This window comes from Nocardia mikamii NBRC 108933, from assembly GCF_001613505.1.
Taxonomy (GTDB): domain Bacteria; phylum Actinomycetota; class Actinomycetes; order Mycobacteriales; family Mycobacteriaceae; genus Nocardia; species Nocardia mikamii.
In genome coordinates, this window is the sequence record NZ_BDCM01000026.1 from 59,797 (window position 1) to 72,795 (window position 12,999).

At 68.2% G+C, this 12,999-nt stretch carries 19 protein-coding genes; 13 read left to right on the forward strand and 6 right to left on the reverse strand.

Annotated elements, in window-relative coordinates; all coding sequences use genetic code 11:
• Positions 1-98 precede the first annotated feature (98 nt).
• From NMI01S_RS31870 to NMI01S_RS31890, 5 genes are read left to right on the forward strand one after another with little or no spacing between them, the layout of a single operon-like run.
• On the forward strand, positions 99-620 hold the full coding sequence (locus NMI01S_RS31870; protein WP_063002448.1) for a DUF4242 domain-containing protein: 522 nt from the start codon (positions 99-101) through the stop codon (positions 618-620).
• Positions 617-1,645 (forward strand): acyl-CoA dehydrogenase family protein, encoded by a 1,029-nt coding sequence (locus tag NMI01S_RS31875; protein ID WP_063002449.1) that lies wholly within the window; start codon positions 617-619, stop codon positions 1,643-1,645. Before NMI01S_RS31870 ends, NMI01S_RS31875 begins: the two co-directional genes overlap by 4 nt.
• Positions 1,621-2,349, forward strand: a complete 729-nt coding sequence (locus tag NMI01S_RS31880) for an ABC transporter ATP-binding protein (protein WP_063002450.1) — start codon at positions 1,621-1,623, stop codon at positions 2,347-2,349. The genes NMI01S_RS31875 and NMI01S_RS31880 overlap by 25 nt, the downstream gene beginning before the upstream one ends.
• A complete protein-coding gene (locus NMI01S_RS31885; RefSeq protein WP_063002451.1) occupies positions 2,346-3,491 on the forward strand; it encodes an ABC transporter substrate-binding protein in 1,146 nt (381 codons plus the stop codon). Before NMI01S_RS31880 ends, NMI01S_RS31885 begins: the two co-directional genes overlap by 4 nt.
• Positions 3,488-4,255: an ABC transporter permease gene (locus tag NMI01S_RS31890; protein ID WP_439956326.1), complete on the forward strand. Its 768-nt coding sequence runs from the start codon at positions 3,488-3,490 to the stop codon at positions 4,253-4,255. Before NMI01S_RS31885 ends, NMI01S_RS31890 begins: the two co-directional genes overlap by 4 nt.
• Positions 4,256-4,276: 21 nt before the next feature.
• On the opposite strand, the gene NMI01S_RS31895 is transcribed toward NMI01S_RS31890, so the two are convergent.
• Entirely contained in the window at positions 4,277-5,488 is a 1,212-nt protein-coding gene (locus tag NMI01S_RS31895; protein ID WP_063002453.1) for a GNAT family N-acetyltransferase, read from the reverse strand.
• A gap of 98 nt (positions 5,489-5,586) precedes the next feature.
• On the reverse strand, positions 5,587-5,904 hold the full coding sequence (locus tag NMI01S_RS31900) for a DUF222 domain-containing protein (RefSeq protein ID WP_063002454.1): 318 nt from the start codon (positions 5,902-5,904) through the stop codon (positions 5,587-5,589).
• Between the two features lie 158 nt (positions 5,905-6,062).
• Between NMI01S_RS31900 and NMI01S_RS31905 the strand changes: the two genes are divergently transcribed.
• Entirely contained in the window at positions 6,063-6,950 is an 888-nt protein-coding gene (locus NMI01S_RS31905) for an LLM class flavin-dependent oxidoreductase (protein ID WP_063002455.1), read from the forward strand.
• Between the two features lie 74 nt (positions 6,951-7,024).
• On the opposite strand, the gene NMI01S_RS31910 is transcribed toward NMI01S_RS31905, so the two are convergent.
• The gene (locus NMI01S_RS31910) at positions 7,025-7,513 is read right to left on the reverse strand and encodes a MarR family winged helix-turn-helix transcriptional regulator (RefSeq protein ID WP_063002456.1); all 489 of its coding nucleotides are present in this window, start codon (positions 7,511-7,513) and stop codon (positions 7,025-7,027) included.
• Between the two features lie 79 nt (positions 7,514-7,592).
• Here NMI01S_RS31910 and NMI01S_RS31915 point away from each other — a divergent pair, with 79 nt between their 5' ends.
• From NMI01S_RS31915 to NMI01S_RS31925, 3 genes are read left to right on the forward strand one after another with little or no spacing between them, the layout of a single operon-like run.
• A complete protein-coding gene (locus NMI01S_RS31915) occupies positions 7,593-7,958 on the forward strand; it encodes an antibiotic biosynthesis monooxygenase family protein (protein ID WP_063002457.1) in 366 nt (121 codons plus the stop codon).
• Positions 7,959-8,012: 54 nt separating this feature from the next.
• Positions 8,013-8,453, forward strand: coding sequence for a DUF4267 domain-containing protein (locus NMI01S_RS31920; RefSeq protein ID WP_063002458.1), 441 nt, complete (start codon positions 8,013-8,015; stop codon positions 8,451-8,453).
• A gap of 43 nt (positions 8,454-8,496) precedes the next feature.
• A complete protein-coding gene (locus NMI01S_RS31925) occupies positions 8,497-8,922 on the forward strand; it encodes a DUF2871 domain-containing protein (protein ID WP_063002459.1) in 426 nt (141 codons plus the stop codon).
• Between the two features lie 125 nt (positions 8,923-9,047).
• Here NMI01S_RS31925 and NMI01S_RS31930 read toward each other — a convergent pair whose 3' ends face one another.
• From NMI01S_RS31930 to NMI01S_RS31940, 3 genes are all read right to left on the reverse strand, one after another.
• A complete protein-coding gene (locus tag NMI01S_RS31930) occupies positions 9,048-9,446 on the reverse strand; it encodes a DUF4870 domain-containing protein (RefSeq protein ID WP_063002460.1) in 399 nt (132 codons plus the stop codon).
• A 66-nt stretch (positions 9,447-9,512) separates the two neighbouring features.
• Positions 9,513-9,722: a DUF397 domain-containing protein gene (locus NMI01S_RS31935; RefSeq protein ID WP_063002461.1), complete on the reverse strand. Its 210-nt coding sequence runs from the start codon at positions 9,720-9,722 to the stop codon at positions 9,513-9,515.
• Positions 9,719-10,624: a helix-turn-helix domain-containing protein gene (locus tag NMI01S_RS31940; RefSeq protein ID WP_063002462.1), complete on the reverse strand. Its 906-nt coding sequence runs from the start codon at positions 10,622-10,624 to the stop codon at positions 9,719-9,721. The genes NMI01S_RS31935 and NMI01S_RS31940 overlap by 4 nt, the downstream gene beginning before the upstream one ends.
• Before the next feature lie 315 nt (positions 10,625-10,939).
• Here NMI01S_RS31940 and NMI01S_RS31945 point away from each other — a divergent pair, with 315 nt between their 5' ends.
• The 4 genes from NMI01S_RS31945 (at position 10,940) to NMI01S_RS31960 (ending at position 12,997) form a co-directional block, all read left to right on the forward strand.
• Positions 10,940-11,482, forward strand: coding sequence for a hypothetical protein (locus NMI01S_RS31945; protein WP_063002463.1), 543 nt, complete (start codon positions 10,940-10,942; stop codon positions 11,480-11,482).
• A gap of 6 nt (positions 11,483-11,488) precedes the next feature.
• Entirely contained in the window at positions 11,489-11,761 is a 273-nt protein-coding gene (locus NMI01S_RS31950) for a hypothetical protein (RefSeq protein ID WP_063002464.1), read from the forward strand.
• Positions 11,758-12,078, forward strand: a complete 321-nt coding sequence (locus NMI01S_RS31955) for a hypothetical protein (protein ID WP_063002465.1) — start codon at positions 11,758-11,760, stop codon at positions 12,076-12,078. The genes NMI01S_RS31950 and NMI01S_RS31955 overlap by 4 nt, the downstream gene beginning before the upstream one ends.
• A 121-nt stretch (positions 12,079-12,199) precedes the next feature.
• Entirely contained in the window at positions 12,200-12,997 is a 798-nt protein-coding gene (locus NMI01S_RS31960; RefSeq protein ID WP_063002466.1) for an SDR family NAD(P)-dependent oxidoreductase, read from the forward strand.
• Positions 12,998-12,999: the final 2 nt, after the last annotated feature.

Genomic DNA, 12,999 nt, shown 5'->3' on the forward strand with positions numbered 1-12,999 from the left:
GCGTCCGCGGGAGCGTCGTTCGTTTCGCGCATCTCCGGCCGCGCTGTGCGCGCGGCCGTCGAGCCCACCCAAGAGCCAGTTCCGAAAGGCGGCTGTCCATGTCCCTGTATCTGTACGAACTCGTGCCCACCGGAGCCCCCGGTCGCACCCTGGACGAATTCGGCGCGCGCGCCGACAAGGCCGGGGGCGAATTGATCGAGGCGCAGGTCACCAGCGGTGCGGCGCGTATCTTCGCCATCGCGGAATTCGCCGGCTGCGCCGCTCCCGCCCCGGCCGCGGAGGAGGTGTTCGCCGCCTCCGTCGACGGGCCGCACGAGGTGCGTCTCGTCGGCGCCGACCTCGAGGCCCTCAAGGCGGCGCGCCCCGCCGCCGGCTATCTCGTCGAATGGGATATCCCTGCCGAGATCGATATGGACACCTACCTCGCGCGCAAGAAGGCCAATGCGCCGAAGTACGCCGACGTCCCCGAGGTCGACTTCCTGCGCACCTATGTCCGTGAGGACACGGCCAAATGCCTGTGCTTCTACGACGCGCCGGACGAGGCGGCGGTACGCCGGGCCCGGGCCGCGGTCAGCACGCCGATCGACCGGCTGCACGCCCTCTCGGACCCGCGGACATGACCGTGACCGCGCCGGTCCGCGAGGCAGCGGCGGCCTTCGTGCGTGACCGCGCCGCCGGTCTCGACGCCGGCGTCACCGACACCCGGGCAGATCTCGCCGAGCTCGGCGCACACGATCTGCTCGCAACGGCACTGGGCGACACCGATATTCGCGAATTCGCCCGCCTGGTCGAGGACGTCGCGGCCGAAAGCCTCGCGGCCGGTTTCTCGCTGTGGGCACAGCGGATGACACTCGAATATGTCTGGCGCGCACCGAATCCGGTGCGCAGCCGGTACCTGGGCGAGCTCGCTTCCGGCCGCACGGCCGGTGTCACGGCGATGGCCGCGGCGCTCAAACATCTCGCCGGGCTCGGCGAGTTGCCGCTGCGGGCCGAGGCCGGTGACGGCACGGTCTCCGGCCCGATCGCGTGGGCCTCCAACGTCTTCGACGACGCCCTGATCGTGTTCCCGTATCGGGGCCACGACGGTTCCGGCCGGGTCGCCGTGGTTGGCGCCGCCGCCGACGGAGTGCGGGTGCGGCCCGCGCCGGAACTGCTCGCACTGGGCGCCACCGGTTCGACCGCGCTGACCTTCGACCGCGTCGAGGTGCCCGACGACCACCTGATCACCACGGACCTGCCGGCCTTCGCAGCCGCGGTGCGGCCGATATTCCTGCTCCTGCAGACCGCGTTCTGCAGCGGCATCGCCGGCAGATCGGTGGCCGAGGCGGGCGCGCTGCTCGACGGCCTGGGCGCCCAATTCCGCGGGGAGTACACCGATCTCGCGGCCCGGCACGGTTCGGTGCGGCAGCGGCTGTACGAGTTCGCCGCCGATACCGGCCGGGTCCTGCCGGCCGATCTGATCCGGGTGCGGCTCGACGCGTCCCGGACCGCGGTGGCGGCGACGCGGCTGGAATCGACGCTGCGCGGCGGCGCCGGATTCGCCCGCGACTGCGATACCAACCGGCGGTTCCGCGAGGCCGCTTTCCTGCCCGTTCAATCTCCCTCGGAAGGCCAGTTGCGATGGGAACTGTCGCAGTACAACTAGCGGCCGCGCGCAAGAGCTACGCCCACCACGGCACACCGGTCCTCGCCGGCGTCGATCTGGAGATCGCCGCAGGTGAGTTGCTGGTGATCCTCGGCCCCAGCGGCAGCGGCAAATCGACGCTGCTGCGCATCATCGCGGGGCTGGACCGGCTCGACGGCGGCAGTATCGGCTGGGGCGACGGGCAGCAGAACCCGGCGACCGGCATGGTATTCCAGCAGCCGCTGCTGATGCCGTGGCTGACCGTGCGCGACAACGTGCGGTTCGGCGGCCGGTTCGCGCGTCACCGTGCTGATTTCGATCCCGCGGGCACGGATGCGCTGCTCGAGCGGTTCGGTCTGGCCGGGCTGGCCGGACGGATGCCCGATGAGCTCTCCGGTGGCCAGGCGCAGCGGGTCGCGGTGATGCGCGCCGTCGCGGTCCGGCCACAGTTGCTGCTACTCGACGAACCCTTCAGCGCCCTGGATCCGGCGGTGCGCGCCGACCTGCAGGAGTGGCTCGCCGCGCTGGTCGCCGACCTCGGCTGCACCACCGTCCTGGTCACCCACGACGTCGACGAGGCGCTGCGATTGGGCGACCGGATCGTCCTGATCGGCCACGGCGGCACCGTGCGGGCGCAGTTTCCGCGCCCTGGCTCCGACGACGAGCGGAACACGCTGCGGCACAGCATCATCGACCGCTATCGCGATGTGTCGGTGACAGTATGAGGCGGCCCTCGATCTCGCGGCGTGGCCTGCTGTGCGGCTGCGCCGGACTCGTCGCCGCCGGTGGGCTGGCCGGATTGGCCGATCTGGGCGTGGCCGCGGCCGACCGCCGCGGCATCGGCGGTGACCGGTTGCGTATCGGATATCTGCCGATCACCGACGCGGCCCCGCTGCTGATCGCCGAGCGCGGCCCCGAATTCGCCCAGCCCGTCCTGTTTCGCAGCTGGTCCGCGCTGGCGGAGGCGTTCCTCACCCGCCATGTCGATATCGTGCACCTGCTGATGCCGATGGCGATTCAGCTACGGTTCGGAATGGGTGCCCCGGCTCGGATTCTCGGCTGGAACCACACCAACGGTTCCGCCCTGACCGTCGCTCCCGGCATCACCGAACCCGGCGAACTGGCCGGTACGCAGGTGGCGATCCCGTTCTGGTGGTCGATCCACAACATCGTGATCCAGCAGTGGTTGCGCGCCAACGGTTTACGGCCGGTGATCCGGAGTTCGGCCTCGCGCTCGGCGGGCACCGTGGAGCTGATCGTGATGAGTCCTTCGGATATGATTCCGGCCCTCGCCAACGGGTCGATCAGCGCGTTCACCGTCGCCGACCCGTTCAACGCGGGAGCGGAACTGCGCGGCGTGGGGCATATCCATCGCTTCCTCGGCGACCTGTGGCGCGACCACGCCTGCTGCGCACTGGTGGTGCATCAGGACCTCCTGGACAGCCGGCCCGCCGTGGCACAGGCGGTGGCGGACGCGGTGGTCGCCGCGCAGCTGCGGATCGGCGCAGACCGTCCCGCCGCGGCGAAACAGCTCGCGGGAAGGTATCTTCCGCAACCGCTGCCCGCGATCACGAAGGCGCTGACCTATTCCGACCGGATCCCGGTCCGGCATCCCGACTGGCACCCGCAGCGAATCGGATTCCAGCCCTTCCCCTTTCCGAGTTTCACCGCCGCTCTCGCCACGGCCATGCACGACACCGTCGTCGACGGTGACACCCGCTTCCTGTCCCGCCTGGATCCGGCGAGCGCACACGGCGAACTCGTCGACGACCGCTTCGTCCGGGCCGCGCTGGACCGCGCGGGCGGGCCCGCCGCCTTCGGACTGCCCCCGGGGCTCACTCGCATCGAGGAGATCGATCCATCGTGACTATCGTCGCCGCCCGCCCACGTCGCCGCGCCGCGGCCTGGTTACCGCGCCTGGGTGCCGTCGTCGCCGCGGTGCTGCTGTGGTGGGTGCTCACCGATCTGGTGGCAGCGCCGCAGTCGCTGCTGCGCGAATTCGGGCCGCAGCATGTGCCCGGTGCCATCGCCGGATTGCTGGATCGCGGTGTGCTGCTCCCCGATATCGCGGTGAGTATGTGGCGGCTGCTGGTGGGATTGCTGATCGCGGTCACCGTCGGCGTTCCGCTGGGCCTGCTGCTCGGACTGCACGCCGCCACCGAATCCGCGGTCGCGCCCGTGGTGCAGTTCCTGCGGATGATCTCGCCGCTGTCGTGGGCGCCGATCGCGGTCGCGCTGTTCGGAATCGGGCACCAGCCGGTGATCTTCCTGGTGGCCGCGGCCTCGGTCTGGCCCCTCGTGCTGAACACCGCCGCGGGCGTGCGATCCATCGACCCGGGTCTGCTGTTGGTGGCGCGGTCGTTCGGTGCGACCCGGCGCGAGCAGGTGAGCGCGGTGATCCTGCCGGCGATCCGCGGGCCGGTGCAGACCGGATTCCGCGTCGGGCTCGGCATCGCCTGGGTGGTGCTGGTGCCGGCCGAAATGCTCGGGGTACGGTCCGGCCTCGGCTACCAGATCCTCAATGCCCGCGACCAACTCGCCTACGACCAGGTGATGGCGGTGATCGTGGTGATCGGCCTGATCGGATTCGCGCTGGACTCGCTCGCCCGGGCGGTGCTGGACCGGCCCTGACGGGCGGCTGTCGCGCCGGTGTCAGAAGTAGGTGCCGGCGAACGGGGCCGAGGTGGTGGTGAACAGGTTGTCCGCGTCTTCGATTGCGCCGCTGCGGTTTTCGCGCACCCGGCCGGCGAGGGCCAGCTGCCGCCAGGTGGATCCGCCGAGGTACACCGCGGCGAGGGCGGCCACGTCGGTGGTGAGATCGGCGGGCGCGTCGACGCGGGTGAGGTTGTCGGCGGCGATGCGGTAGGAGCCGGTGTTGGCGGGCAGGAGGTCGTCGGTCACCGCGAGGACCACGGCCGGTGACTCGCGGTAGCTTCGGCGTTCCAGTGCCGTCGGGACGTCCACCAGCCGCAACCAGGTCTCGTCGTGCATGCCGGCGACGGTGACCACGCGCTCGTCGGTGAACAGGTGCCGCAGCGGACTGTCCACCGGGGCGAAAGTGATCACGATCCGGTCGACGATGTCATGGGTGAGCAGATGCCGCAGCAGTCCGCGGTAGGCCGCGGGTGTGGTGGCCACCCAGTCGTCGACGACCACCGTGCGTTGCGGATTGCGCGGCCAGCCGGCGCTGTCCGACGGGCGGTAGCGCAGGAACCCGTCCTCGGCGCCGGGTTCGCCGTGCACCACCGTCCAGCCGGCGTCGCCGGCGACCGACTCCTGGAATCGCCACCAGTACGGCGTCCGGTCGATCGCGCCGTTCCACGAAATATCAGCGGCCGCATAGATTTTCGCCAGCGTCTCCCACCGGTTCGCGGCGTCGAGGTAGCGCACCGGCCCACCCTGGGCCACGGTGTCGCGCAATCGGGCCTGTCGCCGATCCAGCTCGAGCGTCGCGTACGAGCCGGCCACGCCGTAGCCGAACCGTTCGTAGATCCCACCCTGGGTTGCGCGCAGACTCGCGACCACCTCACCGCGCGCCGCGATATCGGCGAGCTGACGCCGCAGCAGCGCACTCACCACGCCCCTTCGGGTGTGGGTCGGCAGCACACCGACGTGCGTCACGGCCGCGTGGGGGAGGCGTCGCCCGCCGGGGGCCACCAGCCAGCTGGTGTAGGAGTCGACGGCCCCGACCAGCTGCCCGTCCAGTCGCGCCCCGAGCGTGCGTCCGGGCTCCGCCAGTCCATCGGCGCCGTCCGGCAGTGGCGGCAGTCCGACCATCGCGGTGCGGAAGATCTCTCCCGCCGCACGCACCTCGTCGGCGTCGGTCAGCGTCACGAGTTCGACGGCTGCTGTGCGGCTGGTCATTCGTCACCTCCGAGGTCGTGCCCGGGCACGTCGTGTGCCGCGCGTCCCGGACCACGCTAGCGGGCCGCCGCCGCGGATCAGCGCAGCCGAACTCGGGATCAGCCTGCCGCCGCCATCGCCCGCCACGCCTTCCTGGCGCGGGAGCGGGCTCGCGGGGCGGCGTATTCGATTCGCCGACGCGCCTCGGAGGCGCTGATCCGCAGGAGATCGCTCAAGAGCTCCGCGGTGTCCCGGTAGCCGGTGTCGGCGGCGAGGCCGCGGCGCTCGGCCTCGGCGACGGCCGCGACCATGGCCGCACCCAATCGGCGCCGGCGGCGTTCGGTTTCGACGAGGGTGCGCAGCAAGTCGACATCGGCCAGTTCCGACCATCCTCGTGCCGGAGCATTCGGTGCCAACGCAGTCGAATGTGTGTTCACGCGGGTGAGCCTACCGCATGCTCGAACATTCGTTCGATTATCGGCATTCGGTGCGTCGGAGTTCTCGCGCCGAGGAGGGCGTGCGGCGGCGCGGGCGTGATTTGTCGGAATCAGGGGATCGGGTGACCACGCCTGGGTGGGTCTGAGAGGGTCGCCACATGAAGATCGGTGTCGCACTTCCGCAGATGGCTCCCGGCTACGGGCCGGGTACGACGATCGACTGGGCCCGGCGAATCGACGCGGGCCCGTTCTCGAGTGTTTCCGTCGGTGAGCGGGTGACGTTCTCGAATCCGGAGATGGTCGCGACGCTGGGTGCCTGTGCGGCGGTTACCGAGCGAGTGCAGGTTCTGGCGAACCTCTGGGTGCTTCCGCAGCACCCGATGGCGATGGTGGCCCAGCAGATCGGCACCCTCGATCAGCTCGCGAACGGCCGTCTCGAGGTAGCCGTCGGTGTCGGCGGTCGTGAGCACGACTATCGCGCTCTCGGTGCTGATTTCAAGCGACGGCACCAGCAGCTCGACGACAAGGTCGCCGAGTTGAAGTCACTGCTCGCCGGCGAGCCCCCGTTCGAGGGCGCGGACCCGGTGGGGCCGGTGTGCGTGCAGCCGGGTGGGCCGATCATCCTCGCCGGTGCGATGGGGCCGAAGGCGATGCGCCGGGCGGCGCGGTGGGCCGACGGCGTCTCCGGCTTCAGCATCTCCGGCGACGCCGAGGAGATCGCCGAGGTGAGCGATCTCGCCGACCGGTGCTGGGCCGAGGCCGGTCGTACGACGAAGCCACGCAAGGTCAGCGGCTGCTTCACCGCACTGGGCGTCACGGATGCGTCGGAGGCGCTGCGCTCCTTCACCGCTCGCTACCTGGGCTTCCTCGGGCCCGACCTGGCCCACAGGGTCGCCGCGTCGGCGCGCGCGTCGACTGCCGAGGTGCTCGCCAAGATTCTCGACGGCGCGGAGCAGGCCGGATGCGACGAGTTCATCCTGGTCCCGGCCGTCACGGACCTGAACTTCCTCGAGGTTGCCTGCGAGGTGGTGGCCGCACGGCCTTGATCCTCGCGCACCTATCGGCGACGGGTGCACGGCTGCGTGCGGGTGACCCGCCCGGGGCGCGAGTCGGACCGCGTTCACCTCGGTGCCCGGCGTGCGCGGCGTCGTCGTTGCAGGCCGGGGTGTACGCCGGCTGGCAAGCCCGCGTGGGCGGCGATGCGTTGCAGTAGCGGGAGGAGCTGGGCTCGCTCGGTCTCGTCGAGCGGTGCGAAGATTTCCGATTCCAGTGCGTCGGCCTCGGATTGCATCGACTCCAGCACCTCGCGCGCACGGTCGGTGAGGTGGACCGCGTGCGCGCGCCGGTCGGCCGGATGCGGCCGCCGGGTCACCAGTGCGCGTTCCTCCAGCTCGTCGACCAGTCCGACCATCGCATTGCGGTGAACCCGCAGCAGATCCGCGAGTTCCTGCTGACTGCGGCCGTCCGCGACGGCCAGTTGGGTGAGGACCGCGAAGTGGGCCGGGTCCAGATCCAGCCGCGCCAGCTGGTCGGTGAGCCGGTGCGATACGTGGAAGCCGATCTGCGACAACAGGAATGCCCCGCGCGATTCCAGCGGCCGGTTCGTCATGACTCCCACACTAGCAACTCAACATGATTGCCATATAACTGGATTGACAACAAACATGATTGTCACTTAGCGTGACAATATGTCGAACGCCAACATCCCCTCCGTTTCCGACACCGACGCACCGGTCACCGTGATCAACACGATGTCGGTACCCGCTGCCCAGCGAGACCTGTTCCTGCGGCGCTGGCGTGACAGCGCCCAGTACATGGCGGCCGCGGCCGGTTTCCGCCGAACCCGGATGTTCCAGGCGGCCGGTGAGGAGGCCGAGGCGGTCTTCGTCAACGTCGGGGATTGGGACAGCGGCACCGCTCTGCGCAACGCGCTCGGCACCGCGGAATGGCGTGCGTTGACGCTGCGGATGCAGAACGATCTCGACCTCACCGCACGGCCGATGATCTTCCATCCCACCCTCGAACTGGGACCCGGCGACGTGCTGCCCCAGTGAGCCGGATGCCGTGTCGGACAACAATTCACGTCTGAATGTCAGAGGAGTACACCCATGTCACGCCGGTCCCTCGACACCGTCCTCGCCGCCGCTGTCGTTCTGTTCACCCTCTACCTCGGGATTTCTTTCGTCCTGACTCCCGAGACCGCCGCCCAGGGCTTCGGCCTGCCGGATCGGCCCGCCGGCGACGGCGGCGGCTTCCTCGTCGTGAAAGGCTGTCGCGAACTAGCGATGGGCCTGGGCACGGGCATCCTGCTGGTTACGGGCCGGCGCCGCGCCTTGGGGTGGATTCTGCTGATGACGGCCGTCGCACCGCTCGGCGACATGATCAACGTCCTGGCGCATCACGGCTCCCCGGCCACCGCGTTCGGCGTTCACGGCTCGACCTCCGTGCTGATCGCCGTCACGGGGCTGCTGATCCTCCGCGAAACCGGCACGGCGTCCGAAGTCCGGCAGGCCGCCGCCCCAGCGCCCACCGCACAGCTGTCGGCCTGACCTCTCACCCCAACGACCGCAACGAAATTCGAACGAGGACTCGATGAAACAGCTCTACTGGGCCGCCGTCGGCTACACCGCACTGGGACTGCCGTCGGGACTGGTCTACCGCGAACTGACCAAGGCCCACCAGTTCACCGGCAAGACCGAACTCGCGGTGGTCCACACGCACCTGCTGGCGCTGGGAACGCTGTTCTTCCTGATCGTCCTGGTGCTCGAACACCAACTCGCCCTGTCGAATACCCGCGCCTATCGCTGGTTCTTCGCCGTCTACAACACCGCTGTCCTCTGGACGGTGGCGTGCATGACGATCATCGGCACCCGGACCGTCCTCGGGCACGGCGAATCCACGCCACTGGCGGAGCTGGCCGGCATCGGTCACGTCCTGCTCACCATCGGATTCGTGCTGTTCTTCCTCACCGTGCACCAGGCCATCACGGCCCGCCGCGAGGATGCGGTTCCCGTCTGACCCGGCCCCGATTCGGTGGCGGCCGGGCCGGATGCCGGGCTGTTCCGCGCGGACACCAACGGCCCGAGATAGCCTCGGGCCGTTGGTCTTCGGACTGTCGTATCCGCCGCCACGCGAAGACGCCGCTACCTGATCGAGTTGGCCAACCGGTCGGCGTACGGGGCGGTGAATTTTCCGACGATAGGGAGCGCCGCGCGGACACCGCCGGTGTTGTTCGCCTGGACCATGGCCATGATCCAGACGACGACCGTGAAGACCGCGACGGCGAGTCCGGCGAGGCTGAAGATGATGCCCAGGGCCCCGAGGAACGAGCCGACGATACTCAGCACGATATTGAGCACGGAGACCGCCCCGAAGAAGACGATCGATTGCGAGGCATGGAATTTCACATCGGAATCGTGCTTCCCCACGAAGAGGAAGATGATTCCGGTGAGCCAGCCCAGCGCGTACGACAGGATCGCGCTGGTCTTCTTGTCCAAGCCGGCCGACTGCGGTTGGTTCGCGGGAGGTTGAGAAAATGTCATGAGGTGAGTAGACGCCTTACGCGCCCCCTACCGATCCCAACTTTCCCGCGAACCCGCAGGTCGCCGCTACGCCGGTCGCTGGAACTCGCCGTCCTGAAGGCCGGTGGTGAAGGCGTCCCATTCGGCGGGGGTGAAGACGAGAGCTGGGCCGGTGGGGTTTTTGGAGTCGCGAACTCCGACCGCACCGGTCGTGAGGTGTGCTACCTCCACGCACTCTCCGCCGTCCCGGCTTCGGCTGCTTTTGAACCACTTCGCGGCTGACGTATCGGTACTCACGCTCTGTACTCCTGTTCGATCTTCTGCAGCAGAGCCCTTGACTCCGCTTCGTTCAGCGCCACAGCGGCGATGTCTGACAGCGCCTGTCGATACACCTCGATCTCGGTTGGCTTGTCCAGGTACAAGGTTCCGGCGTAGCCCTCGATGTATACCACCGGTGGTTGTGTCAGCGCCGGGTTCAAGTGTTGCGGAAATTCGAACAACACGAACGAGTCGGTTTCCAGTCCGATATGACCGTCACTCGTGAACGGTATGACACGAATCGACATATTCGCCAGCAGGCTCAGTTCATGAAGATGGCGGATTTGGTCGGCCATCACTGCGTTGCCCCCGATCCGGTATCGCAGCGCTGCCTCGCCCAGTAAGACATGCATCGTCAGCGGGTTACTCGAATCAACAAGGCGTGCTTGTCGTTTGGAAAGTAGCTCGAAACTTCTCTGCTCGTTGTATTGAATGTGTTCATCGACGCGGCGGGATCTGCGCAATTCAGGCTTGTAGTACCGGGCTTTCGCCCGGCGGTAGTCGGCCGTCTGAGTGAGTCCGGGCAATAGTGTCAGTTGAAAGGAATCGACGCGAGTTGCAGCCTGTTCCAGGCTGAGGAATAGATCGGCGTACACAATCGCGTCGCTGTAGGACTGCCACCACTCCTCTTTGCGGCACTCGTCCGCAAGCCACAAGAGCCCATTCTGATCCTCTTCGTTGACCTCGTACACTCGGCACAGTGCTCGGATGATCGGCCTCTTCACTTCCGAAGTCCGCCCGTTCTCCAAGCGCCACAAGGTTTGTCGGCCGATCTCGGCGAGCTTCGCCGCCTCGTCGCTCTTGAGGTTTGCGGCCTCACGCAACTCGATCAGTCGTCGGCCCAGCAGTCTGCGTGGAAGTGTCGTCGATTCGATCTGCATCGAGCCCCCTGGCGGTCGTTAGCTTCGCTAGTGAATTCAGATTGTTTGGAACGTTTTATCTTGTCACGAAACGCTTTGAAACCGTTCCGTTCTCGCGGCAATCGGTGTCTACTCGACGTGTGCGAGCGGTGGGGCGGCCGACCCGGCAATCCGTAAGCACCTCAACCACATCCCCGTCTCGGAAGCCCGAACATGTCGAAATTTCCCATGCTCGAACAGCCGGACACGCAACCGGACACCGATGGAGTACGACGAAATGATAAGCGCCCCAGAGCTATCGGGATCGTTCGACCCAGCGTATCCGGCGCGGACACGTTGCGGCACGCACTGGCGATCGAACGCCATGCCGCGCGGCTGGGTTATCACTACGTCTGCACCGTGCGGCCACCCGTGGATCGGCCGGACCCCGTCGGTTACGGCCTGGCGATCGCCCTCGATGTCGACGCCGCCGCGGTCGTGGTCTACGACTTGACCACCGTCGATCACAGTCCGGCGCGGGTGTGCGATTGGTGTGATCTGGAAACGGTGTGCCCGCCCGAGACGTGGGCGCGCAGCCCGATCGCACCGGAGCATGCCGGTCCGCCACATCCGCTCACTGATTCGATTGCTCAGCGAATCATGCAGCAGCACAAGGGGTGCAGTGCCCATCGTTGTCCCCGCAAGGCCGCCGCGTTCGGGTTTCTCGTGCGGGCCGGCAAGATCGTCCCCCCGGTTCACACGCTGCGCGAGCGTGCCGCGGCGCGTGGTATCCGGCTCGACCCGATCGGCAGCGAACTGCCGGTGGCGGCGGGTCCGGACCTCGGCACGCTCCTGAGCGTTCTGGACGGGCTGGTAGCCGACATGCGGGACAAGAGGTAGCCGGTGATGGACGACAGGACCAGATGTACCGAGGTGAACGGCCTGGAAGCGGTGTGGGCGATGCAGACGTACCGTCATATCGAGATCAGGCAGGCGCGCGACACGACCACCGGCGACGTGATCGAGTTCGCGCCGGGCACCGATCTCGCGGCGGCACGGGAACAGACGTCGCGCCACTGGGCCGCCGTCTGGGATCGCATCGCGCACGAGATGTGGACCGAATGGATACCGGGCCACCGCGATTCGGAGCAGGCGCCGATGACGCGGTTCCTCGGATGAGCGCAGAGCCGGACAAGTCGAAGTGGCCCAGAGCAATCGGATATATCCGCTGCGATCTAGCGGGCGATCGGCGAACCGAGATCGAAGCCGCGATTCGTCGGCGCGCGGTCGGAGCGGGATATCGCCTGATGGACATCGTCGCCGACGTGCCGGTACCTGATCTGCTACCCGCGTTGCGCCGGGTCGACGCGGTCGCGGTGATCACCCACGACGTGGAGCATGTCGGGGGTAGCCCGAAATCGGTGTGCGGATTCGCGGCGCTGGTCACGGTGGAGCCCGCGGACATATGGCATTGGGGCTACCGGCCGGACTGGTAGACCGCGAAAGGCCGTTGCGATGACGTTCGATACCGGTGAGAACGAGGACGACTGGCCCGGATTCTGTTCAGCCCGATCCGGATCCGCGACGCGGACGGCAGGCGTTGTTACCGTCGCTCCCATGGATTTGCAGCTGAGCGGTAAGCGGGCCATCGTCACCGGCGGCAGTAAGGGAATCGGCCTGGCCGTCGCGCGTGGACTCGCGGCCGAGGGCGTGGACGTGGTGCTCGCCGCCCGGTCCGCCGAACCGCTCGCGGCGGCCGCGCAGGCACTCGCCCAGGAGAGCGGGCGGCGGATCGTCGCGGTGCCCACCGACACCGGCGACGACGAACAGGTGCGGGCACTGGTCGAGCGCACCGTGGCCGAGCTCGGCGGGGTCGACATCCTGGTCAATGCCGCGGCCACGCCGTGGAGTGCCGGCTCGCCCGCGGATCTGAACGCCACCAGCGACGATATCGTGCGCCGCGAGGTCGAGATCAAGGTGCTCGGATATCTGCGCACCGCCCGCGCGGTCGCGCCGCATCTGATCGCGCAGGGCTGGGGGCGGATCGTCAATATCAGCGGACTCGGTGCGCGGCAAGCGAATTCGATCGCGCAGACGGTGCGCAACGTCGGCGTCTCGGCGCTGACCAAGAACCTCGCGGACGAACTCGGCCCGCACGGAATCAACGTCACGGTCGTGCATCCGGGCCTCACCCGGACCGAGCGACTCACCGAACGGCTGGCCACCCAGGCCGCCGAATCCGGCGCCGCGGTCGAGGAATTGGAGGCCGGTCTGGTCGCCAACTCGATCCGCCGGGTGATCGATGCCAGTGAGGTCGCCGACGTCGTCACCTTCCTGGCTTCGCCGCGCAGCGTCGCGATCACCGGCGATGCCGTCGCGGCCGGCGGCGGGGTGCCGGGGCCGGTCTACTACTGACG

What these genes read in the sequence shown, in the direction of transcription:
- NMI01S_RS31870 (WP_063002448.1), top strand. Translation starts at nt 99, where the DNA reads ATGTCCCTGTATCTGTACGAACTCGTGCCCACCGGAGCCCCCGGTCGC.
- NMI01S_RS31875 (WP_063002449.1), top strand. Translation starts at nt 617, where the DNA reads ATGACCGTGACCGCGCCGGTCCGCGAGGCAGCGGCGGCCTTCGTGCGT.
- NMI01S_RS31880 (WP_063002450.1), top strand. Translation starts at nt 1,621, where the DNA reads ATGGGAACTGTCGCAGTACAACTAGCGGCCGCGCGCAAGAGCTACGCC.
- NMI01S_RS31885 (WP_063002451.1), top strand. Translation starts at nt 2,346, where the DNA reads ATGAGGCGGCCCTCGATCTCGCGGCGTGGCCTGCTGTGCGGCTGCGCC.
- NMI01S_RS31895 (WP_063002453.1), bottom strand. Translation starts at nt 5,488, where the DNA reads ATGACCAGCCGCACAGCAGCCGTCGAACTCGTGACGCTGACCGACGCC.
- NMI01S_RS31905 (WP_063002455.1), top strand. Translation starts at nt 6,063, where the DNA reads ATGAAGATCGGTGTCGCACTTCCGCAGATGGCTCCCGGCTACGGGCCG.
- NMI01S_RS31910 (WP_063002456.1), bottom strand. Translation starts at nt 7,513, where the DNA reads ATGACGAACCGGCCGCTGGAATCGCGCGGGGCATTCCTGTTGTCGCAG.
- NMI01S_RS31915 (WP_063002457.1), top strand. Translation starts at nt 7,593, where the DNA reads ATGTCGAACGCCAACATCCCCTCCGTTTCCGACACCGACGCACCGGTC.
- NMI01S_RS31920 (WP_063002458.1), top strand. Translation starts at nt 8,013, where the DNA reads ATGTCACGCCGGTCCCTCGACACCGTCCTCGCCGCCGCTGTCGTTCTG.
- NMI01S_RS31925 (WP_063002459.1), top strand. Translation starts at nt 8,497, where the DNA reads ATGAAACAGCTCTACTGGGCCGCCGTCGGCTACACCGCACTGGGACTG.
- NMI01S_RS31930 (WP_063002460.1), bottom strand. Translation starts at nt 9,446, where the DNA reads ATGACATTTTCTCAACCTCCCGCGAACCAACCGCAGTCGGCCGGCTTG.
- NMI01S_RS31940 (WP_063002462.1), bottom strand. Translation starts at nt 10,624, where the DNA reads ATGCAGATCGAATCGACGACACTTCCACGCAGACTGCTGGGCCGACGA.
- NMI01S_RS31950 (WP_063002464.1), top strand. Translation starts at nt 11,489, where the DNA reads ATGGACGACAGGACCAGATGTACCGAGGTGAACGGCCTGGAAGCGGTG.
- NMI01S_RS31955 (WP_063002465.1), top strand. Translation starts at nt 11,758, where the DNA reads ATGAGCGCAGAGCCGGACAAGTCGAAGTGGCCCAGAGCAATCGGATAT.
- NMI01S_RS31960 (WP_063002466.1), top strand. Translation starts at nt 12,200, where the DNA reads ATGGATTTGCAGCTGAGCGGTAAGCGGGCCATCGTCACCGGCGGCAGT.